Genomic DNA, 15,801 nt, shown 5'->3' with positions numbered 1-15,801 from the left:
TAGCAGATCTGGAAAGAGAGTGCACATCTCATAATGGCTAGGGCCGTGTACAGGTCCAATACTGAAGCCGGATATAAGCGTGCATCTTACCTCTAAACGTCGAAAGCACTATTTGCCAAACCGGGCGGGTCCATATAAGCGGTCTCCGACCGCGACACTTTTGAAGCTCGGAATATGTCGCCCTCGGAGAGGGCTGCTACAAAAGCGTGGATCTATTCAGCCTCTCCGCTATTTTCCAAAATAAACTGCACCAATGAGTCGGCAGCCGGTGTGAGCGACTTGTTACTCATCCGGATTATGCCAATACGGCGCACCACGTTGGGTGTGGTGAGCGGAATAAACTTCAGCTTGGTGCTCTCCTGCGGGAAGGCAAACCAGGGCAGGGTGGTTACCCCCATGCCCGCTTCCAACATCGCCACTAACGAGATCATGTTGGAGATGTAAAACTGCGAGTGCCCCAGCAATGGTTCCGCTTCCGAGCCTTCCAATAGGCGCGACGTACCGTTACTGATCAGGCGATGTTCGCGTAACTGTTCCCAATGCAGTTCATCAAACTCCGCCAGGGGATGATCAGTGCGGCATACCACGCCCACGTTATCTTCCCAGATCGGGGTGAAGGTCTTGTCGCTGTGTTCTTCCGCATGCAACAGGCTGGCGATACCAAAGTCCACCTGCTGGTTCTCCACCATGTTCAAAACAGCACCGGCGTTATCGTCGTAGAAACTGATATGCAGGTCGGGTGCGTTCTCTACAAAGTTGGAGAGGATTTCTGGCAGCATGCGGCTGGCTATCGACGGTACCGAAGCCAACCGTAGGTGACCGGTCTTGTGTTCCGCCATCAGTGTCATGTCTTTTGCAATCCGGTCGTGGTGTGCAATCAGCTCTTTGGCCTGTGGCAGGAAGTGTTTCCCAAAGGGCGTCAGCTCTGCATTGGTTGCTTTGGCGTTACGTTTCTCAAATAGAGGCTCACCCAGTTTGTTCTCCAGATCCTTGATCGACAGGGAGATAGCAGGCTGGGTACGGTGCGCTTTTTCGGCTGCAGCGTGAAATCCCTTTAGCTCTGCAACCCATACAAAGTGTCTTAGCTGGGTGATCTTCAGTTCGGGCAACATGGGCGATCTCTCTCTTATCAAACGCTATATCAGGCACTTTAATCATAGTGATAAAAGAACCTTATCACGGGATATTATTTATTAATTTTTATTATTAGATCATGCGCAATAAGATGAATCCATCAACTTTGTGGAGGTAAATATGTCTGATTCAGTTTTTCGTAACTACATCGCCGGTGAGTGGGTAGAAGGTACAGGTACCGTGGCAAACATCAGCCCGGCCGACACCAGTGATGTAATCGGTCACTACGCGCAGGCTGATAAGGCGCAGACCGAAGCTGCTATCGCTGCTGCACAGAAAGGTCAGGAAGAGTGGCAGAAGAGCGGTCTGGAGCAGCGTTACTCCGTTTTGATGGCAATCGGTGATGAGCTGATCGCACGCAAAGATGAGCTGGGTGCGATTCTGGCCCGTGAAGAAGGTAAAACCCTGGCGGAAGGTGTCGGTGAGACTTACCGTTCCGGTCAGTTCTTCCACTACTACGCAGCTGAAGTACTGCGTCAGATGGGTGAAACTGCTGATTCCGTACGTCCGGGTGTAGAGATTGAAACCCGCCGTGAGCCTGTAGGTGTTGTCGGCATCATCACACCTTGGAACTTCCCAACCGCTACAGGCGCTTGGAAAATTGCTCCAGCACTGGCTTTCGGTAACGCAATTGTTTGGAAACCTGCAAACCAGGTTCCGGCTTCTGCATGGGCACTGACTGAGATCATCTCCCGTCAGGGTCTGCCGGCAGGCACTTTCAACCTGGTAATGGGCCCGGGCTCTCAGGTAGGTGATGTGCTGATCAACTCCCGCGATATCAACGCGCTGACCTTCACCGGCTCTCTGGAAACCGGTCGCAAAGTAGCCGCTGCTGCTGCTGTGAACCTGGTTAAATGCCAGCTGGAGATGGGTTCTAAGAACGCACTGGTTGTTCTGGACGATGCGGATCTGGATAACGCAGTTGAGTGTGCAGTAAACGGCGCATTCGGTGGTACCGGTCAGAAATGTACTGCATCTTCCCGTCTGATCGTGACTGAAGGCATCCACGATCGTTTCGTAGAAGCGGTTGTTGAGCGCATGAAGAAGCTGGTAGTGGGTCACCCACTGAAAGAGGGTGTTCACATCGGTGCGGTTGCTGACGCCCGTCAGATGGAACAGAACCTGGAATACCTGGAGCTGGCTAAATCTGAAGGCGGCAACCTGGTATACGGCGGTGAAGTCCTGAAAGAAGAGACTGAAGGCTACTACATGCAGCCTGCGCTGTTCACCGGAACCACCAACGACATGCGCATCAACCGTGAAGAAGCATTCGCGCCAATCGCATGTGTAATCAAGGTTAAGGACTACGAAGAAGCGCTGGCGACTCTGAACGACACCAACTTCGGTCTGACCGGCGGTATCTGCACTGAGTCCCTGAAGTACGCGACTGACTTCAAACGCAACGCCAAGACTGGTTGTGTGATGGTGAACCTGCCAACCGCAGGTACTGACTACCACGTACCGTTTGGCGGTCGTAAAGATTCCAGCTTCGGTCCACGCGAACAGGGTACGTACGCGAAAGAGTTCTACACCGTAGTAAAAACTACATACATGCGTGCGTAATCGGAGCAGGCCTATGACCCCTAATCTGCATAAAGAGCTGATCGTTGTCGACGGACTCCAGTACTCCAACTGGAACCGTCAGATCTTCGAACAGCTGCGCGAAGGTGGCGTAACGATGGTGCACGTCACCATCGTTTACCACGAACAGATTCGCGAAACGTTGCTGCGTATCTCCGAGTGGAACCGCCACTTCGAGAACAACCCAGATCTGATCATGCCGGTAAAAAGCACGGACGACATCCGCCGCGCTAAAGAACAGGGCAAGGTTGGCATCCTGTTTGGTGCGCAGAACTGCTCTCCAATTGAAGATGACATCGGCATGGTTGAGGTGATGCGTGAGTTGAACCTGATGATCATGCAGCTGACCTACAACAACCAGAGCCTGCTGGCGTGTGGTTGCTATGAAGCCGAAGACAGCGGTGTAACCCGCTTCGGTAAACAGGTCATCCAAGAGATGAACCGCGTTGGCATGGTTGTGGACATGAGCCACAGCGGCGAACGCAGTACGCTGGATGCGATTGAGCTGTCGGAACGTCCGATTGTGATCTCCCACGCCAATCCAACCAGCTTTCATCCGGCAAAACGTAACAAGTCCGATACCGTGCTGAAAGCACTGGGCGAATCCGGCGGCCTGCTGGGCTTCAGTCTCTACCCGTTCCACCTGAAGAACGGTCCTGACTGCACCCTGGAAGAGTTCTGCGACATGGTGGCCAGCACGGCTGACCTGATGGGCGTAGACCGCATCGGTATCGGTACCGACTTGTGCCAGGATCAGCCACTGTCTGTCCTTGAGTGGATGCGCAACGGTCGCTGGTCGAAAGAGAAAGATTACGGTGAAGGCTCCAAGTCCAATGCGGACTGGCCACGTCCACTGTCATGGTTCCGTGACAGCCGGGATTTCCCGAACATCACAGCCGGCCTGCAGGCACGCGGCTTCAGTGATGCGGAAGTGGCAAAAATCATGGGCCTGAACTGGCTGAATTTCCTGGATGATGCGCTGCGGCCACAGCGTTGATTCACCCCGAAGTACTCATTTAATACCGGTTTATACCGAAACTGGAAAACTGCGCAGTGCCTCTGGTGCACCGGGTTGCTGCGCAGGTTCCAAAGCACTCTGACTGAGAAATCATAAATATAAGAGCCCCGTCAGGAGACTAATATGAATACAACTACTCAGGCAGCCACTTCTACTACGGAGATGGAAATGCCAAACAAATCACTGCTGTCAGGCGTGGATATGCCCGTGTTCCTGATCAGTGGAGGTGTACTCGCACTGTTCGCAGCGTTTGCATTGTATGACATCGAGATGGTGTCAGGCTGGGTGAACGCGGCATTCGGTATGTCTACAAAATTGTTCGGTGCCTACTGGCAGGTGCTGTTGCTGCTGACCTTCATTATTGGTCTGTTCCTGACGGTGGGTCGTACAGGCGCGGTGGTTATGGGCGGTACCAAAACGCCTGATATTTCAACCTTCCAGTGGATCTCCATCATCATGTGTACGCTGCTGGCGGGTGGCGGTGTGTTCTGGGCGGCTGCAGAGCCGATGGCACACTTTACCTCTCCTCCACCACTGTTCGCAGGTGAAGGCGCTGAAACCGGCACTGTACAGGCCGCATACAACGCACTGGCACAGAGCTTTATGCACTGGGGCTTCCTGGCGTGGGCGATTCTGGGCAGCCTGACAGGTATCGTATTCATGTACCTGCACTACGAAAAAGGTTTGCCGCTGAAACCACGTACACTGCTGTACCCGGTGCTGGGTGACCGTGTGATGAAAGGCCCACTGGGTGCGATCGTTGACTCCAGCTGTGTACTGGCTGTCGTTGCAGGTACCGTAGGTCCAATCGGCTTCCTGGGTCTGCAGGTGAGCTTCGGTCTGGAAAAACTGTTCGGTATCCCGAATACCTACACTACACAGGTACTGATCCTGGTTGGTCTGATTGGCCTGTACACCGTGTCCGCAGTAAGTGGTGTGAACCGTGGGATCCAGATCCTGAGCCGTGCAAACGTGTTCCTGGCGGTTGCCCTGATGCTGTTCATCCTGGTATTCGGTCCAACCAGCTTCATCATCGATGGTTACCTGCACTCTTTCGGTATCTACCTGAACGAGTTCATCCCAATGGCAACTTTCCGTGCTAGCCCAGGTTGGCTGGACTGGTGGACTGTGTTCTTCTGGGGCTGGTTCCTGGGTTACGGTCCGCTGATGGCGATGTTCGTAGCGCGTATCTCCCGTGGTCGTACGATCCGTGAAATGGTACTGCTGATCTCTGTTGTTGCGCCGATCATCACGTGCTTCTGGTTCACCATCGTCGGTGGCGCAGGTCTGTCTTTCGAGCTGAGCAACCCAGGTGTGATCTCCGAGCCGTTCACAGGCTTCAACCTGCCGGCGGCACTGCTGGCGATCACAGAGCAGCTGCCGATGGGCTTCCTGATCTCTGTGCTGTTCCTGATCCTGACTACGATCTTCGTAGCGACTACCGGTGACTCCATGACCTACGCGGTATCCATGGTAATGACCGGTACCGACCACCCGCAGACTGGCGTACGTGTTTTCTGGGGTGTGATGATGGGTCTGATGGCGGCAATCCTGATCTCTATCGGCTCCGGTGGTATCTCTGCACTGCAGTCCTTTATCGTGGTGACTGCCGTACCGGTATCTCTGGTGCTGCTGCCATCTCTGTGGACCGCACCGCAGATCGCCAACAAGATGGCTGACGAGCAGGGTCTGTAAGACGCTGGCTCAATCCTCTGAAACGCTGCCACACATCGCGCTCTGACGGGGCCGTGTGGCAGCGCAGCTCCAAATCTTCTTTTTGTTCTTTTAGTTAAACGTTGAATATTCCTATGAAAAAACCAGTTAAAACTGACTTGTTTGCGTCTAAAGCTCCTCTGGAGTGGGCGATCATCGCCAACGGCACACTGTCTACTGCACAAATCCCTATCGATGCAGAAGGCAACGTAGTTGAGGGTGGTATCGAAGCGCAGGCGCGTCAAACCATGGAAAACTTCAAGCACACCATCGAAGCGGCAGAGCTGACCATGGACGACGTGACTCAGGTACTGATCTACGTGACCGATCGCTCCCAGCTGCCGGTATTCAATAAGGTATACGCTGAATACTTCGAAGCACCGTACCCGAACCGCGCAGCGATGATCGTTGCCGGTCTGGCACGTGAAGAGATGTTGTGTGAGATCGTTGCATATGCAGCGGTACCACAAGCCTGATTTCAGGATTCCCCATTCTGGAATGGTTTCGGGAACTGTCCCTCCCAGTGAAACCTTGAGCCGGCCTTAGTGCCGGCTTTTTGTGTTTTGAGGGCGGTTTCATTGCCGGTTAAGTAGGCATTTTGTAGGGCAGTCTTCAGACTGCCGGTAGCCTGAAGGCTACCCTACATAAGCTTCCATCTCCGTAGCAGCCCGCTCTGAGGGCGACAATTTAAAACTGCACCTAAACCGCGTTCTCCTGATCCTCGTCACGCCACACTTTAATCACTCTGGCCCCCTCTCAATCGGGCACTTACGCTTATCAGATAAGTCGAATGAAAAGAACCCAAATGGAGTTCGGTCATCATGCAAAAAACAAGCGATGTGATCTGGCAGGATACGCAGCATCAGCAGCTGTTTCGCCTGATCGATCAGATCAAGGAGTGCAACGTAGATAGCAGCGTATTTAAGAAGTTGAACGATTACGCGGAGTATCACTTCATGTTGGAAGAGCAGTACATGGAGACACTGGAGTACCCTGATCGAGATACCCACAAAGCGGCCCACGATAAGTTTCGTCGTGAGCTGGCGACCATGCTGGAAGAACACGAAACCTACGATGAAGATCTGCGGCAGAGCCTGTCACTGTTCCTGCGGGAGTGGCTCAAGCGGCACGTGCTGGGCACAGACAAAAAGCTGGAGCGCTTTATTATGGAATCCAGCGTTAAGTAACCCTGTTTATATCTGCGCAATTGCACGCCAGAGAATCAGCGCGCTGGAGCCGAGCGATAACAGCGCGATCACCGGTTTCAGGTAGTTTGCCTTGAAATACCGGTCCAGCCAGATCGATCCTAAAAATCCCACCAGCACCGCCGGAAGCATCTGCAGGGTGAGTGATACCTGCTGCGCAGAGATCTGTCCGGACAGTCCCAGCATACTCAGCGACATCAGAGTACCGACTAGAAAGTAAAAGCCAAGTTCGGCACGCGCCTGTTGAGGTGAGCTGTTTTGGTACACCAGTGCGATTGCTGGCCCACCCACCGATGTTGTTGTGCCCATCATCCCCGAGAAGAACCCAGCGATGACCAGATTGCGTGGCGTCTGGTGTAGCTGAACCCTGCGATAGCTGAGAAGTACCGAAAAGATGATCAAAAGCGCAAAGCCAATCATTAGAAGCGGCTGTGGCAATAGTGCGAGGAGGGGGATGCCTGCAAGTACCCCTGGAAAACGTCCGTACAGCGCCAGACGAATATTGCCGGCGTGAAGGCTCTGCCGATTGCGAACGGTATTCAGAATGCACAGTGCACAGCCAAGCGACAGAATAGGCGCAGGCAGAAAGGCCGGTTCGATCAGAATCAGAATAGGCGCGGCCACAACCGCCATACCGATGCCCGTCAGGCTTTGCAGTGCTGCACCCAGTGCGACGGAAAGTAGGGCGATAGACAGAAAAAGGGGATCGGATAACATCGGTAGATCGTATCAGAGAGGTATCGGAGCCTGGATTATCCAGCGTCCCGCTACACGCGTGCAATGAGTTAATCTAATCGACCAATCAGATATGCTAATGCGCGATTTATTATCACAAAACTACTTATTAAACTTACATTATCGCGCCAACTTGATTGGTTGTAGCGGTATTTTTTACTGAAGCGTTTTACCCGATTTCATGATCAATTAACCGCTCAAAAATCATGCAAAAAATCCTTTGATTTTGTGGAATTTCTTCAATAGCATGCACGCAAATTGATCGAGTCCGCTCGATTGGCTGGCCGAGATTGAGCAGCGTCAGCCCATAAGCACCACACACAAACTAGCCGATATGCCGTCGTCACGTGCCATCAGAATCTGAGGGCCGAGACCACAGTTGTCGGCTTTTGTCGTTTTTTAGTCCTGCGGAGTTTCGAAAACCGCGCAGGTGGACTTAACTGTAACAATCGTTTGGCCATCGTTTATGTCTTCCGGGAAGGAGATGATGAACGAGCCGTTTTGCTGTAGAGAACGTTGCCGTGACTGCGACCTTTATATCGTTAATATCGCTGTTTATCAGCTGTTTCATCCTGTTCCTTGGGAACGGTCTGATGAACGTACTGATGCCTGTGCGAATGGAGTTGGACGGAATCAGCACCGATGCGATCGGTCTGGTGCAATCCCTCTATTACGTAGGCCTGTTGCTGGGCGCGATCTACAGTAAGCACCTTATTGTTCGGGCCGGTCATATCCGCATGTTTGCCGGCTGTGTATCGCTGGGCGGCGCCAGTATGCTGGTCTGCAGCCTGTTTGCCGATGCCTATGTCTGGGGCGCGATGCGCTTGGTATTGGGCTTCTGTAATGCTTGTGCATTTGCAGCCATGGAAAGCTGGTTGAGTGACGCTTCCACTAAAGACACCCGCGGTAAAGTGTTGGCTATCTACAACGCAGTCGTTCTGGCCGGTCTGTTCGTTGGGCAGTTCTTTATGAACTTCGCTGATCCGGCCACTACAACGCTGTTTGTGATCGCGGGTGTGTTGCTCAGTGTTGCAGTAGTACCGGTCGTGATGAGTCGTCACAAAGGACCAATGATAGACGATGCTGCGCCGATGCCGCTGTGGACGCTCTTCAAAATATCGCCATTGGGTGTGGTGAGTTGTCTGGTGTCCGGTCTGATCTACTCGGCGGCATTCAACCTCTTGCCACTGTTCGCAAAAGAATATGGCATTGTGGATTTCCAGCTCTCGCTTTATGTGGGTGCAGCGATCCTGGGGGCTTTCCTATTGCAGTTCCCGGTGGGGTATCTCTCCGATCGATTTGACCGCCGAACGGTACTGCTTGGATTACTGGTGGTTTCGGCTGTTAGCTGTCTGCTTATCAATATTTTGGCGCCGTTGGGATTGATCTGGGCTGTTTTTGCGGCCACGGGTGTGACCTGCGGGATCATCGCATGTACGTATCCGCTTAGTATCTCTGAGGCGTTCGATAAGTTGCGTCAGAATGAGATGGTTGCTGCGATGGGCAGTATGATCCTGGCGTTTTCTGTGGGTGGTGTTATCGGTCCTTACAGTGCGTCATTGGTAATGAAAGTACTGGGTAATAGCGCGCTGTTCTATTTCCTGGCAGTGATACAGGTCGTGTTGGCTCTGTTTGTTATTTACCGCATGAGAATGCGCGTAGCATTGCCGGTCGAAAAACAGGAAAGCTTCGTTATGCAGGGCGCTGCAATTCCCGCTGCAGTCGACCTGGATCCGCGTACCGAATATGTAGAGCGTGAACAGCCGCTCAGTGCTGAGGCTGAGACTGTTATCGGGGTGGCGGAATACGACCCGATTGAAGCGGTGAAGGTTGCGAAAGCAATCGCTAAAAGTAACCCCTTTCAGGCCGTTGAGCTGGCTGGTTCTGTCGCTAAGGTAGAAAACATTAACGTCCTGAGCCTGTACGAAGCGATGAAAGATGTCGTGCCGTATCAGATTCTGGAAGTGACGAATGCCATTGTAACTACCCGTCCTGAGTTGGCGGGTGAGCTGGTGGCAAAACTGGCTGAATGGTATCCCGAGCAGGTGGTGAGCATTGCCGCGGAAGTAGGACGTGCGTTACCGGAAAGTCGTGTGGAAATGGCGCGTATTGCTGCGGAAATTGCTCCGGAATCTGCAATGGAAGTGGCGGAATACTATGCGCATGTTCTGGCTGAAGAGCGTGAAAACCTGCGTCCGGCAGACCGTGAAGATGATACCAGTGAAGAAGATGCAGTGCATATTGCCGCAGAACTTTGGGATGTGGCTCCTGACCAGGCCCTGGACGTTGCAGCGACTTTCGTAGATGCGGTACCAGAAACTGCAGCTTCAGTCGCGCAAGAGTACCTCAACCGTGATCTACTGGCTGCAGCAGCGGAAGTGGATCTGGGTGATCAGCAGAAGCAGGGATCATCTCTGGAGGAGTTGGAAGAGGCATACCTGCGTCGGGCTGAATTTGGTCGTAAAGAAGATCTCGAACCAGAACAGCCAGAAGTAGAGTTCGAGCCGGAAGCAGCAGAACCGACAGCGGAAGAGATCGAGCAGGGTGCGGTTGAACTGGTACAACGACTCACTGAAGTTGCACCGGAACAGGCTGTTGATGTTGCGGTAGCGGTCGTTGAAGCTGAGCCGGATGTGGCGGCGGCTGTAGCATCCGAAGTTGCAAGCACCTGGAGCGATTCTGATGAGGAGGCACTGGATGAGTCTACTGATCAGTCTTCTGCTAACACTACCGATGAGGTTGCAGATGTGGCGGAGGATTCCACGGAAGAAGAATCTTCAGAAGAACTTCAGGAAGCGGCTGTAGAGTTGGTGCAACGTTTGTCTGAAGTAGCACCTGAGCAGGCGGTTGACGTTGCGGTTGCCGTTGTAGAAGCAGAGCCTGAAGTGGCTGCCGTAGTAGCATCCGAAGTGGCCAGTACCTGGGGTGAAACGGAAGAAGAGACTGAACTGGATAAAGAGCCGGGGCAATCTGAAGAGTCAGCGACATCTGATACGGATAGCGATGCTTCTGAAGATGAATCTGAGGAGACCTACGAAGCTGCAGTCGAGCTGGTCCAGCGTCTGTCTGAAGTAGCGCCAGATCAGGCGGTAGACGTAGCTGTCGCAGTTGTTGAGGCCGAGCCAGATTCTGCGGCGTCGGTTGCGGCTGAGGTCGCAAGCTCCATGAGTGATGCTGCTGAGCTGGACGAATCTGAAGAATATGAAGCTGATGTTCCAGGCGATCTGCAGGACGACTCTGAGCAGGTAACCGAAGACGAAGACGACGAAACATTCCATGAAGCGGCTGTCGAGCTGGTTCAGCGCCTGTCCGAAGTTTCGCCAGACAATGCGATGGATGTGGCGGTTGCTGTTGTTGAGTCCATCCCTGAAGCCGCATCCGATGTCGTGGATGCGATCAGTGAAGGCGAAGAGGCTAAGGAAGAGGAGTGGATGATGGGCCTCGACGAAAAGCCAGAAGACTTTGACGAGCAGGCAGATAGCGAACGCAAGCCGGACTAATCGCTAGCTGCGGTAATACACATCCCCTAAGTTGGATCAGGAGTAGAAGTATTGAAAACTGAGTACATGAAAGGATTTACGCTCACCGCGTTGGGCGTACTGGTACTCAGCTTCGATGCTCTCCTGATCCGACTGATCCATTCCGAGTCCTTCGACCTGCTGTTTTGGCGCGGTATATTGCTGAGCGTGGCGGTACTGATCTGGTGTCGTGTGCGAAAACCGGACCAGCCACTGTTCAGCTTCGATGCGGCCTTTATCCGTTCTGCCGTGCTGTTTGCGGTTAACGCGATCTTTTTTGTCTCTGCTGTTAATCTCACCTCGGTAGCCAATGTGCTGGTGATCATCTGCGCCCAGCCACTCTTTGCCGCCATCATGTCCCGCATTTTTCTCGGTGAGAAATCGCCGCCCATCACCTGGATTGCGATTGTGATCTGTATGGGCGCTATCTTCTGGGTGCTGGCCGGCTCATGGAATAGCCCAAGCTTACTCGGTGACTTCCTGGCACTGGGCGTAGCGCTGATGCTGGCAGGTAAGTTCGTGAACGATCGCGCCTGTTCACACCGCGATATGACACCGGCATTGATTACGTCTGGGTTGATGATTGCGGCAGTCAGCCTGGTGCTCGGTTCGCCATTCAACCTGCAAGGTGCCGCATGGGGCTGGATGGTACTGCTCTGTTTCGTTGTGGTGCCGCTCGCTTTTATCCTGATTACCCTTGGTCCAACTCGAATACCTGCGGCAGAAGTGGGTATGCTGATGCTTCTTGAAACGGCAACCGGACCCCTCTGGACCTGGATCTTCCTGGATGAAGTCCCATCTACCCAAGCGATTCAGGGTGGTGTTGTAGTGGTCAGTACCTTGTTGATACATGGGGTGTTTCAGTGGCGAAGAAACAAGCGTCTGGCTGCTGACGTATCCTCAAGCTAGCATCTGAATCTATATCAACGCCGGTCTTTTCGAAGCTGGTGTTTCCTTCCTAATTACTGCACTATCGATCATCAAAAGGGAACGTGCTTGGGGTTAACCCAAGCGCAACAACCAACAAACGCTGACGCATTTCAGGGATAGGAAAGTGGTCGTGTATTTCTGGAAGAACGCTTTTAAGCTCGTTCATCGATCTGTATTACCGCTATTGAGCTGCTAGTTTTAACCCTAAAAAGCAAGGAGTGATATATGGATATTTTTACGCAGTTTAATCGAAAGGGTATTCAAGACCGTCAGGTTGATACCCTTATAGGTCTTAGCAAAGGAATTACTGCGAATGGCGCTGTAGATCAGGCTGAAGCGGAATTTCTGCAGGGATGGTTGGTACAAAACAGTCAAACTCAGAATCCGATTATCATTAACCTTCTAAATAAGGTTGGTGAAATGCTTGACGATGGAATTTTGGATTCGGAAGAATCTAAAGAGCTATTGAGTATTCTACATAGTATTTCTGGTGAGAAAGCAGAAATAGGAGAACTATCAAAAACCTCGACACTACCTATCTGTTCTCCGCCCCCAAAGGTTGAATTCGAAGGTCGGTCTTTTTTGTTTACCGGGACTTGTGCTTACGGAACAAGAAAAGATTGCCAATCCGCGATAGAAGCATTAGGCGGTGTTAATGCCAAAAGTGTGACTAAAAAGCTTAATTATCTAGTACTGGGTACGTACGTTACGGATAGTTGGATACATGAGAGTTTTGGGCGAAAAATTGAAAAAGCTATGGAATACCGTGATTCAGGCTTGCCGATTGTGATCCTAACTGAAGAACACTGGTTGATTGAAAGCGGTTTGTCGTCAGAAAAGCTAGCCTAGAAATACTCCGGACACAGCAACGCTGTGCCGGTATCGTCGGTGTTGTACCTCAGCTTAGCTCTGGATCAAAAAATCCGATCTCCTTGCTGATCGATCATCTGTTTCGCTTTTCGGATCATTTCCTGCGCGCAGCTGTCGGCGCTAGGCAAAGTATCAGCGCGGATAAATATGTGAGTCTGGTCACCCTTGGTGATGGTTCCGTTTATACGAAAGCCGGTATCTTCCTGAACTGGGGCGGGGGTGATGGTAAAGCCGTTGTACTCTACAGATGGCATCGCCTCAGGTTCTTTGGGCTTGGCTTCGCCACCGGAAAAAATTGATTTAAGAGAAGAAAAAAGACTCATACAACGTCCTGTGTAATCAGGTTAAGTGGGCTTAAATTAGCTTCTAACACCATCTTATCTTAGGCTAGGGTTTCTATGGAATAACAGAAGCTCTAACCAGTGTACGACCTGCTTTGTGTGGCAGAGTCGTGATCTGTGAAAGTCACAATCAAGGGAGAAGATTATGACGAAATTTTCAGAAGCTGTTAGCAACTCGGAAGATTGGCTAAAGATTACGGATCATGAGAGCTCTTCTGAGTCCTGGCTTGCTGCCAGTCCCTATTTTCAGACTCAAATCAGCTGCCGCGACTGGGAAAAGCAGTTTTCCCAAGCCAGAGGTCCTTTAGGCGCTGTGCTCTCCAGAACTGTTGATGACGCACAGGGGTACACACCACCCTCAGATATCCCCAGCGGTGAATACGTGATCGTCACCTTTGTGACCAACTTCGAAAACAAGCCGGGTGTAATCGAATCGGTGACCAATCAAAAACAACCGGATGGTCGCTGGGCGGTGGTTGGCTACTTTATCAAATAGCGCTTTGATGTTGAGTGATCGTTAGATTTAGGTGTTATCGCGCCTGTTTCTAACGTAATTAATTCCAAGGAAGAGATTTATGACAAAAACCACAGCAACCTATTGGAACGTTCTTAATTCGGAGAATGCAGGTGAGTGGCAGCCGATTCCCGGCACCGACGGCATGCTTGATGAACTAACCCTGGCGATTGATGAGAACACCGGTGACTACACCCGGTTAACCCGTTTTAAAGCGGGCGCGGATACCAAAGCATTTGGGGCTAAGTCACACGATTATCCCGAAGAGATCTATATCGTGTCTGGTCGGTTGTATGATGCCGCGTTTGATATGTGGCTTGAGGCAGGGCACTTTGCTAGCCGTCCTCCGGGTGAATTGCATGGACCATTTCTCTGTGAAGAGGAGTGTGTCGTTCTGGAAGTCTCTTTCCCAAGTCAGTCTTTGAACGCCTCTCCTCCGAACGTGCGGACGCTGTATCGTGTAATCCGAGCAGAGATTTGGGAGCAAGCACAGGAAACCGGCATGGTGCCTCGGTGTGGAAATGATAACACTCGAAACCGCATTCATCTGAATATGCCGGAAGCGGTTGAGACCATCGTCGCTCGATATTTTGAGCCCGAAGAGTGTCCGGTTGTGCTTGAAGTGGATATCACTGCCTTTGCCGATCGGATCGAGTGGGTCAAGCCGGACCAGCAGAACGATTGGTGGCAACCGCTGGCTGATATTGCCAACCTACCGGTCGCATCGGTTGCGAAAGTGCATCAATTAGAACACTCCCGTGTGGATGGCAAAAATGTTTACCAACTGGCGTTGAATACCTAAGTGCTAGCGATCCGAGTGCGGATGATGGGGTGTTCAGCATTTTCTGACAACCTTCATCACATTCTCGTATATTGCTTTCAGGCACTTTTATCCGTTATCAGATAATACACCTCACTATGACAAAGCTTAGAAACTTGGTTCTGACACTGGCTTTTGTTCCTGGGTTAGTGGCCGCAGATGGGCTACAAAACGTTAATGCCGGAGTAACCCCATACGCCTGCACCGACACGGGCGCGCAGTACCTTCTGGCATTCGACCCACACCCCCGTCGCTTGGCGTGGGGCGCTTTTGGTGGAGGTCCGAAAAAGGGCGAAAGCGCTTCAGAAACGGCATTGCGTGAACTGCGGGAAGAGACGAACTGCGTGTTCTCAGAGGAGCTCATAGGCCAGCTGACGTTGACGGGGCCGAGTAAATCCGGCAGGTACTACAACTTCGTCGCGGAAGTGCCTTATGTCACAACGGATCAGGTCAAAGAGCGTCGGGTTTGCCGTGATGTGGAGCGCTTTAACTGGCAGTGGGTGTCTCACGATGCATTGATCAAAGGATTGCAGAGTGACCTGTCTGATCCACGGGTTGAGGTGGTATCCAGGCCGGGGCATACGGTGCGAATCTGGAGTGGGGCAGCGAAGGCGTTGCGTAGCTCAATGAGAGATGGGCATCTGTCACTTGGTGATCCGTGTCGATGACCGATTCTTCGGCTCCTAATCCGGTCAGCTACACTTTAGTTTTTCGAAGCGTGATACGTAATGGACTGGGTTAAAGAAGCTGAAACACTGTTTGCGGCTGATAAGCCGGAGCACTTTACCGATTACCGCCACTGTTGTGAGTGTGCGGAGCATGATGACACGTTACGTAACACCGATGTCCACCATATTGGTATCGATGAGTTGGGCCACCCCGGGTGGGACCCAATCTGCTTCTGTTCATCAGAAGGTAAAATCTACTATACACCTGCGTTTGTGCGTTTGAGTCTGGCGACAATAGCGGACGAGTTGTATATCGATCAGTTCCTGTTTCATCTGGAATACGACGGCCCGGCGAATGACTACTACAAGGCCTGTACCCCAGAGCAACGCAAATTCATCGCACGTTTTCTTGAGTATCTGATTCTGGATTTCAGTGTAGAGTTGGACGATGGTTTCTGTGCTGACAGTGCGTTTCGTGCATTAGAGATCTGGTCTGGGGAGTAGAAGATAGAGTGTGGTTTTGTAATTCGAAGCCCAACACAACCTGTTTAGATCGCGTCAACAAAAAGCCCGGCAATTGCCGCAATGCTGTTCGGTTAAGAGTTGCCAATATCTAAGCACTTTCACAAAATCCGGTATTCCTCATCGAATACCGGATTTTTTTGTGCCTCTTCAACAGTCATTGCTCGATATTAACGAGCTAAGTTCATTTACCGATCTGAGCACATTTGCTCAAAACATTCCTGTTGAATGG

At 51.8% G+C, this 15,801-nt stretch carries 15 protein-coding genes; 12 read left to right on the top strand and 3 right to left on the bottom strand.

The window, feature by feature from the left end; all coding sequences use genetic code 11:
• Positions 1–212 precede the first annotated feature (212 nt).
• Positions 213–1,112, bottom strand: a complete 900-nt coding sequence (locus ACEQ15_RS04360; RefSeq protein ID WP_370277836.1) for a LysR family transcriptional regulator — start codon at positions 1,110–1,112, stop codon at positions 213–215.
• Between the two features lie 142 nt (positions 1,113–1,254).
• Between ACEQ15_RS04360 and ACEQ15_RS04355 the strand changes: the two genes are divergently transcribed.
• From ACEQ15_RS04355 to ACEQ15_RS04335, 5 genes are all read left to right on the top strand, one after another.
• Complete coding sequence (locus ACEQ15_RS04355; protein ID WP_370277835.1) at positions 1,255–2,697, top strand: aldehyde dehydrogenase family protein; 1,443 nt, start codon at positions 1,255–1,257, stop codon at positions 2,695–2,697.
• A gap of 13 nt (positions 2,698–2,710) precedes the next feature.
• Positions 2,711–3,712 carry a dipeptidase gene (locus tag ACEQ15_RS04350; protein ID WP_370277834.1) on the top strand — a complete coding sequence of 334 codons (1,002 nt, stop codon included), beginning with the start codon at positions 2,711–2,713 and terminating at the stop codon, positions 3,710–3,712.
• A gap of 144 nt (positions 3,713–3,856) precedes the next feature.
• A complete protein-coding gene (locus ACEQ15_RS04345) occupies positions 3,857–5,428 on the top strand; it encodes a BCCT family transporter (protein ID WP_370277833.1) in 1,572 nt (523 codons plus the stop codon).
• Between the two features lie 113 nt (positions 5,429–5,541).
• Positions 5,542–5,922: a RidA family protein gene (locus tag ACEQ15_RS04340; protein ID WP_370277832.1), complete on the top strand. Its 381-nt coding sequence runs from the start codon at positions 5,542–5,544 to the stop codon at positions 5,920–5,922.
• Between the two features lie 345 nt (positions 5,923–6,267).
• Positions 6,268–6,633, top strand: a complete 366-nt coding sequence (locus ACEQ15_RS04335) for a bacteriohemerythrin (RefSeq protein WP_370277831.1) — start codon at positions 6,268–6,270, stop codon at positions 6,631–6,633.
• A 6-nt stretch (positions 6,634–6,639) separates the two neighbouring features.
• Here the strand turns inward: ACEQ15_RS04335 and ACEQ15_RS04330 are convergent, their stop codons facing one another.
• Complete coding sequence (locus ACEQ15_RS04330; protein ID WP_370277830.1) at positions 6,640–7,368, bottom strand: TSUP family transporter; 729 nt, start codon at positions 7,366–7,368, stop codon at positions 6,640–6,642.
• Between the two features lie 539 nt (positions 7,369–7,907).
• On the opposite strand from ACEQ15_RS04330, the gene ACEQ15_RS04325 reads away from it, so the two are divergent.
• The 3 genes from ACEQ15_RS04325 to ACEQ15_RS04315 all read left to right on the top strand — a co-directional run bounded on the left by ACEQ15_RS04325 (position 7,908) and on the right by ACEQ15_RS04315 (position 12,683).
• Complete coding sequence (locus tag ACEQ15_RS04325) at positions 7,908–10,886, top strand: MFS transporter (protein ID WP_370277829.1); 2,979 nt, start codon at positions 7,908–7,910, stop codon at positions 10,884–10,886.
• 51 nt (positions 10,887–10,937) lie between these two features.
• Positions 10,938–11,813 carry a DMT family transporter gene (locus ACEQ15_RS04320; protein ID WP_370277828.1) on the top strand — a complete coding sequence of 292 codons (876 nt, stop codon included), beginning with the start codon at positions 10,938–10,940 and terminating at the stop codon, positions 11,811–11,813.
• 246 nt (positions 11,814–12,059) lie between these two features.
• Positions 12,060–12,683, top strand: a complete 624-nt coding sequence (locus ACEQ15_RS04315) for a BRCT domain-containing protein (RefSeq protein WP_370277827.1) — start codon at positions 12,060–12,062, stop codon at positions 12,681–12,683.
• A gap of 65 nt (positions 12,684–12,748) precedes the next feature.
• On the opposite strand, the gene ACEQ15_RS04310 is transcribed toward ACEQ15_RS04315, so the two are convergent.
• The gene (locus tag ACEQ15_RS04310) at positions 12,749–13,027 is read right to left on the bottom strand and encodes an HlyU family transcriptional regulator (RefSeq protein ID WP_370277826.1); all 279 of its coding nucleotides are present in this window, start codon (positions 13,025–13,027) and stop codon (positions 12,749–12,751) included.
• 163 nt (positions 13,028–13,190) lie between these two features.
• On the opposite strand from ACEQ15_RS04310, the gene ACEQ15_RS04305 reads away from it, so the two are divergent.
• The 4 genes from ACEQ15_RS04305 (at position 13,191) to ACEQ15_RS04290 (ending at position 15,551) form a co-directional block, all read left to right on the top strand.
• Positions 13,191–13,541 (top strand): DUF4019 domain-containing protein, encoded by a 351-nt coding sequence (locus tag ACEQ15_RS04305; RefSeq protein ID WP_370277825.1) that lies wholly within the window; start codon positions 13,191–13,193, stop codon positions 13,539–13,541.
• A 79-nt stretch (positions 13,542–13,620) separates the two neighbouring features.
• Positions 13,621–14,361: a DUF952 domain-containing protein gene (locus ACEQ15_RS04300; RefSeq protein ID WP_370277824.1), complete on the top strand. Its 741-nt coding sequence runs from the start codon at positions 13,621–13,623 to the stop codon at positions 14,359–14,361.
• 116 nt (positions 14,362–14,477) lie between these two features.
• Positions 14,478–15,047 (top strand): NUDIX hydrolase, encoded by a 570-nt coding sequence (locus tag ACEQ15_RS04295; protein ID WP_370277823.1) that lies wholly within the window; start codon positions 14,478–14,480, stop codon positions 15,045–15,047.
• Positions 15,048–15,107: 60 nt separating this feature from the next.
• On the top strand, positions 15,108–15,551 hold the full coding sequence (locus ACEQ15_RS04290) for a hypothetical protein (protein ID WP_370277822.1): 444 nt from the start codon (positions 15,108–15,110) through the stop codon (positions 15,549–15,551).
• The last annotated feature ends 250 nt before the right edge of the window (positions 15,552–15,801 follow it).

Origin of the sequence: Pontibacterium sp. (assembly GCF_964228735.1) — a bacterium.
Taxonomy (GTDB): Bacteria; Pseudomonadota; Gammaproteobacteria; order Pseudomonadales; family Balneatricaceae; genus Pontibacterium.
Note: the sequence above shows the minus strand (reverse complement) of the source record. Positions and strands in the feature narration are given on the sequence as shown.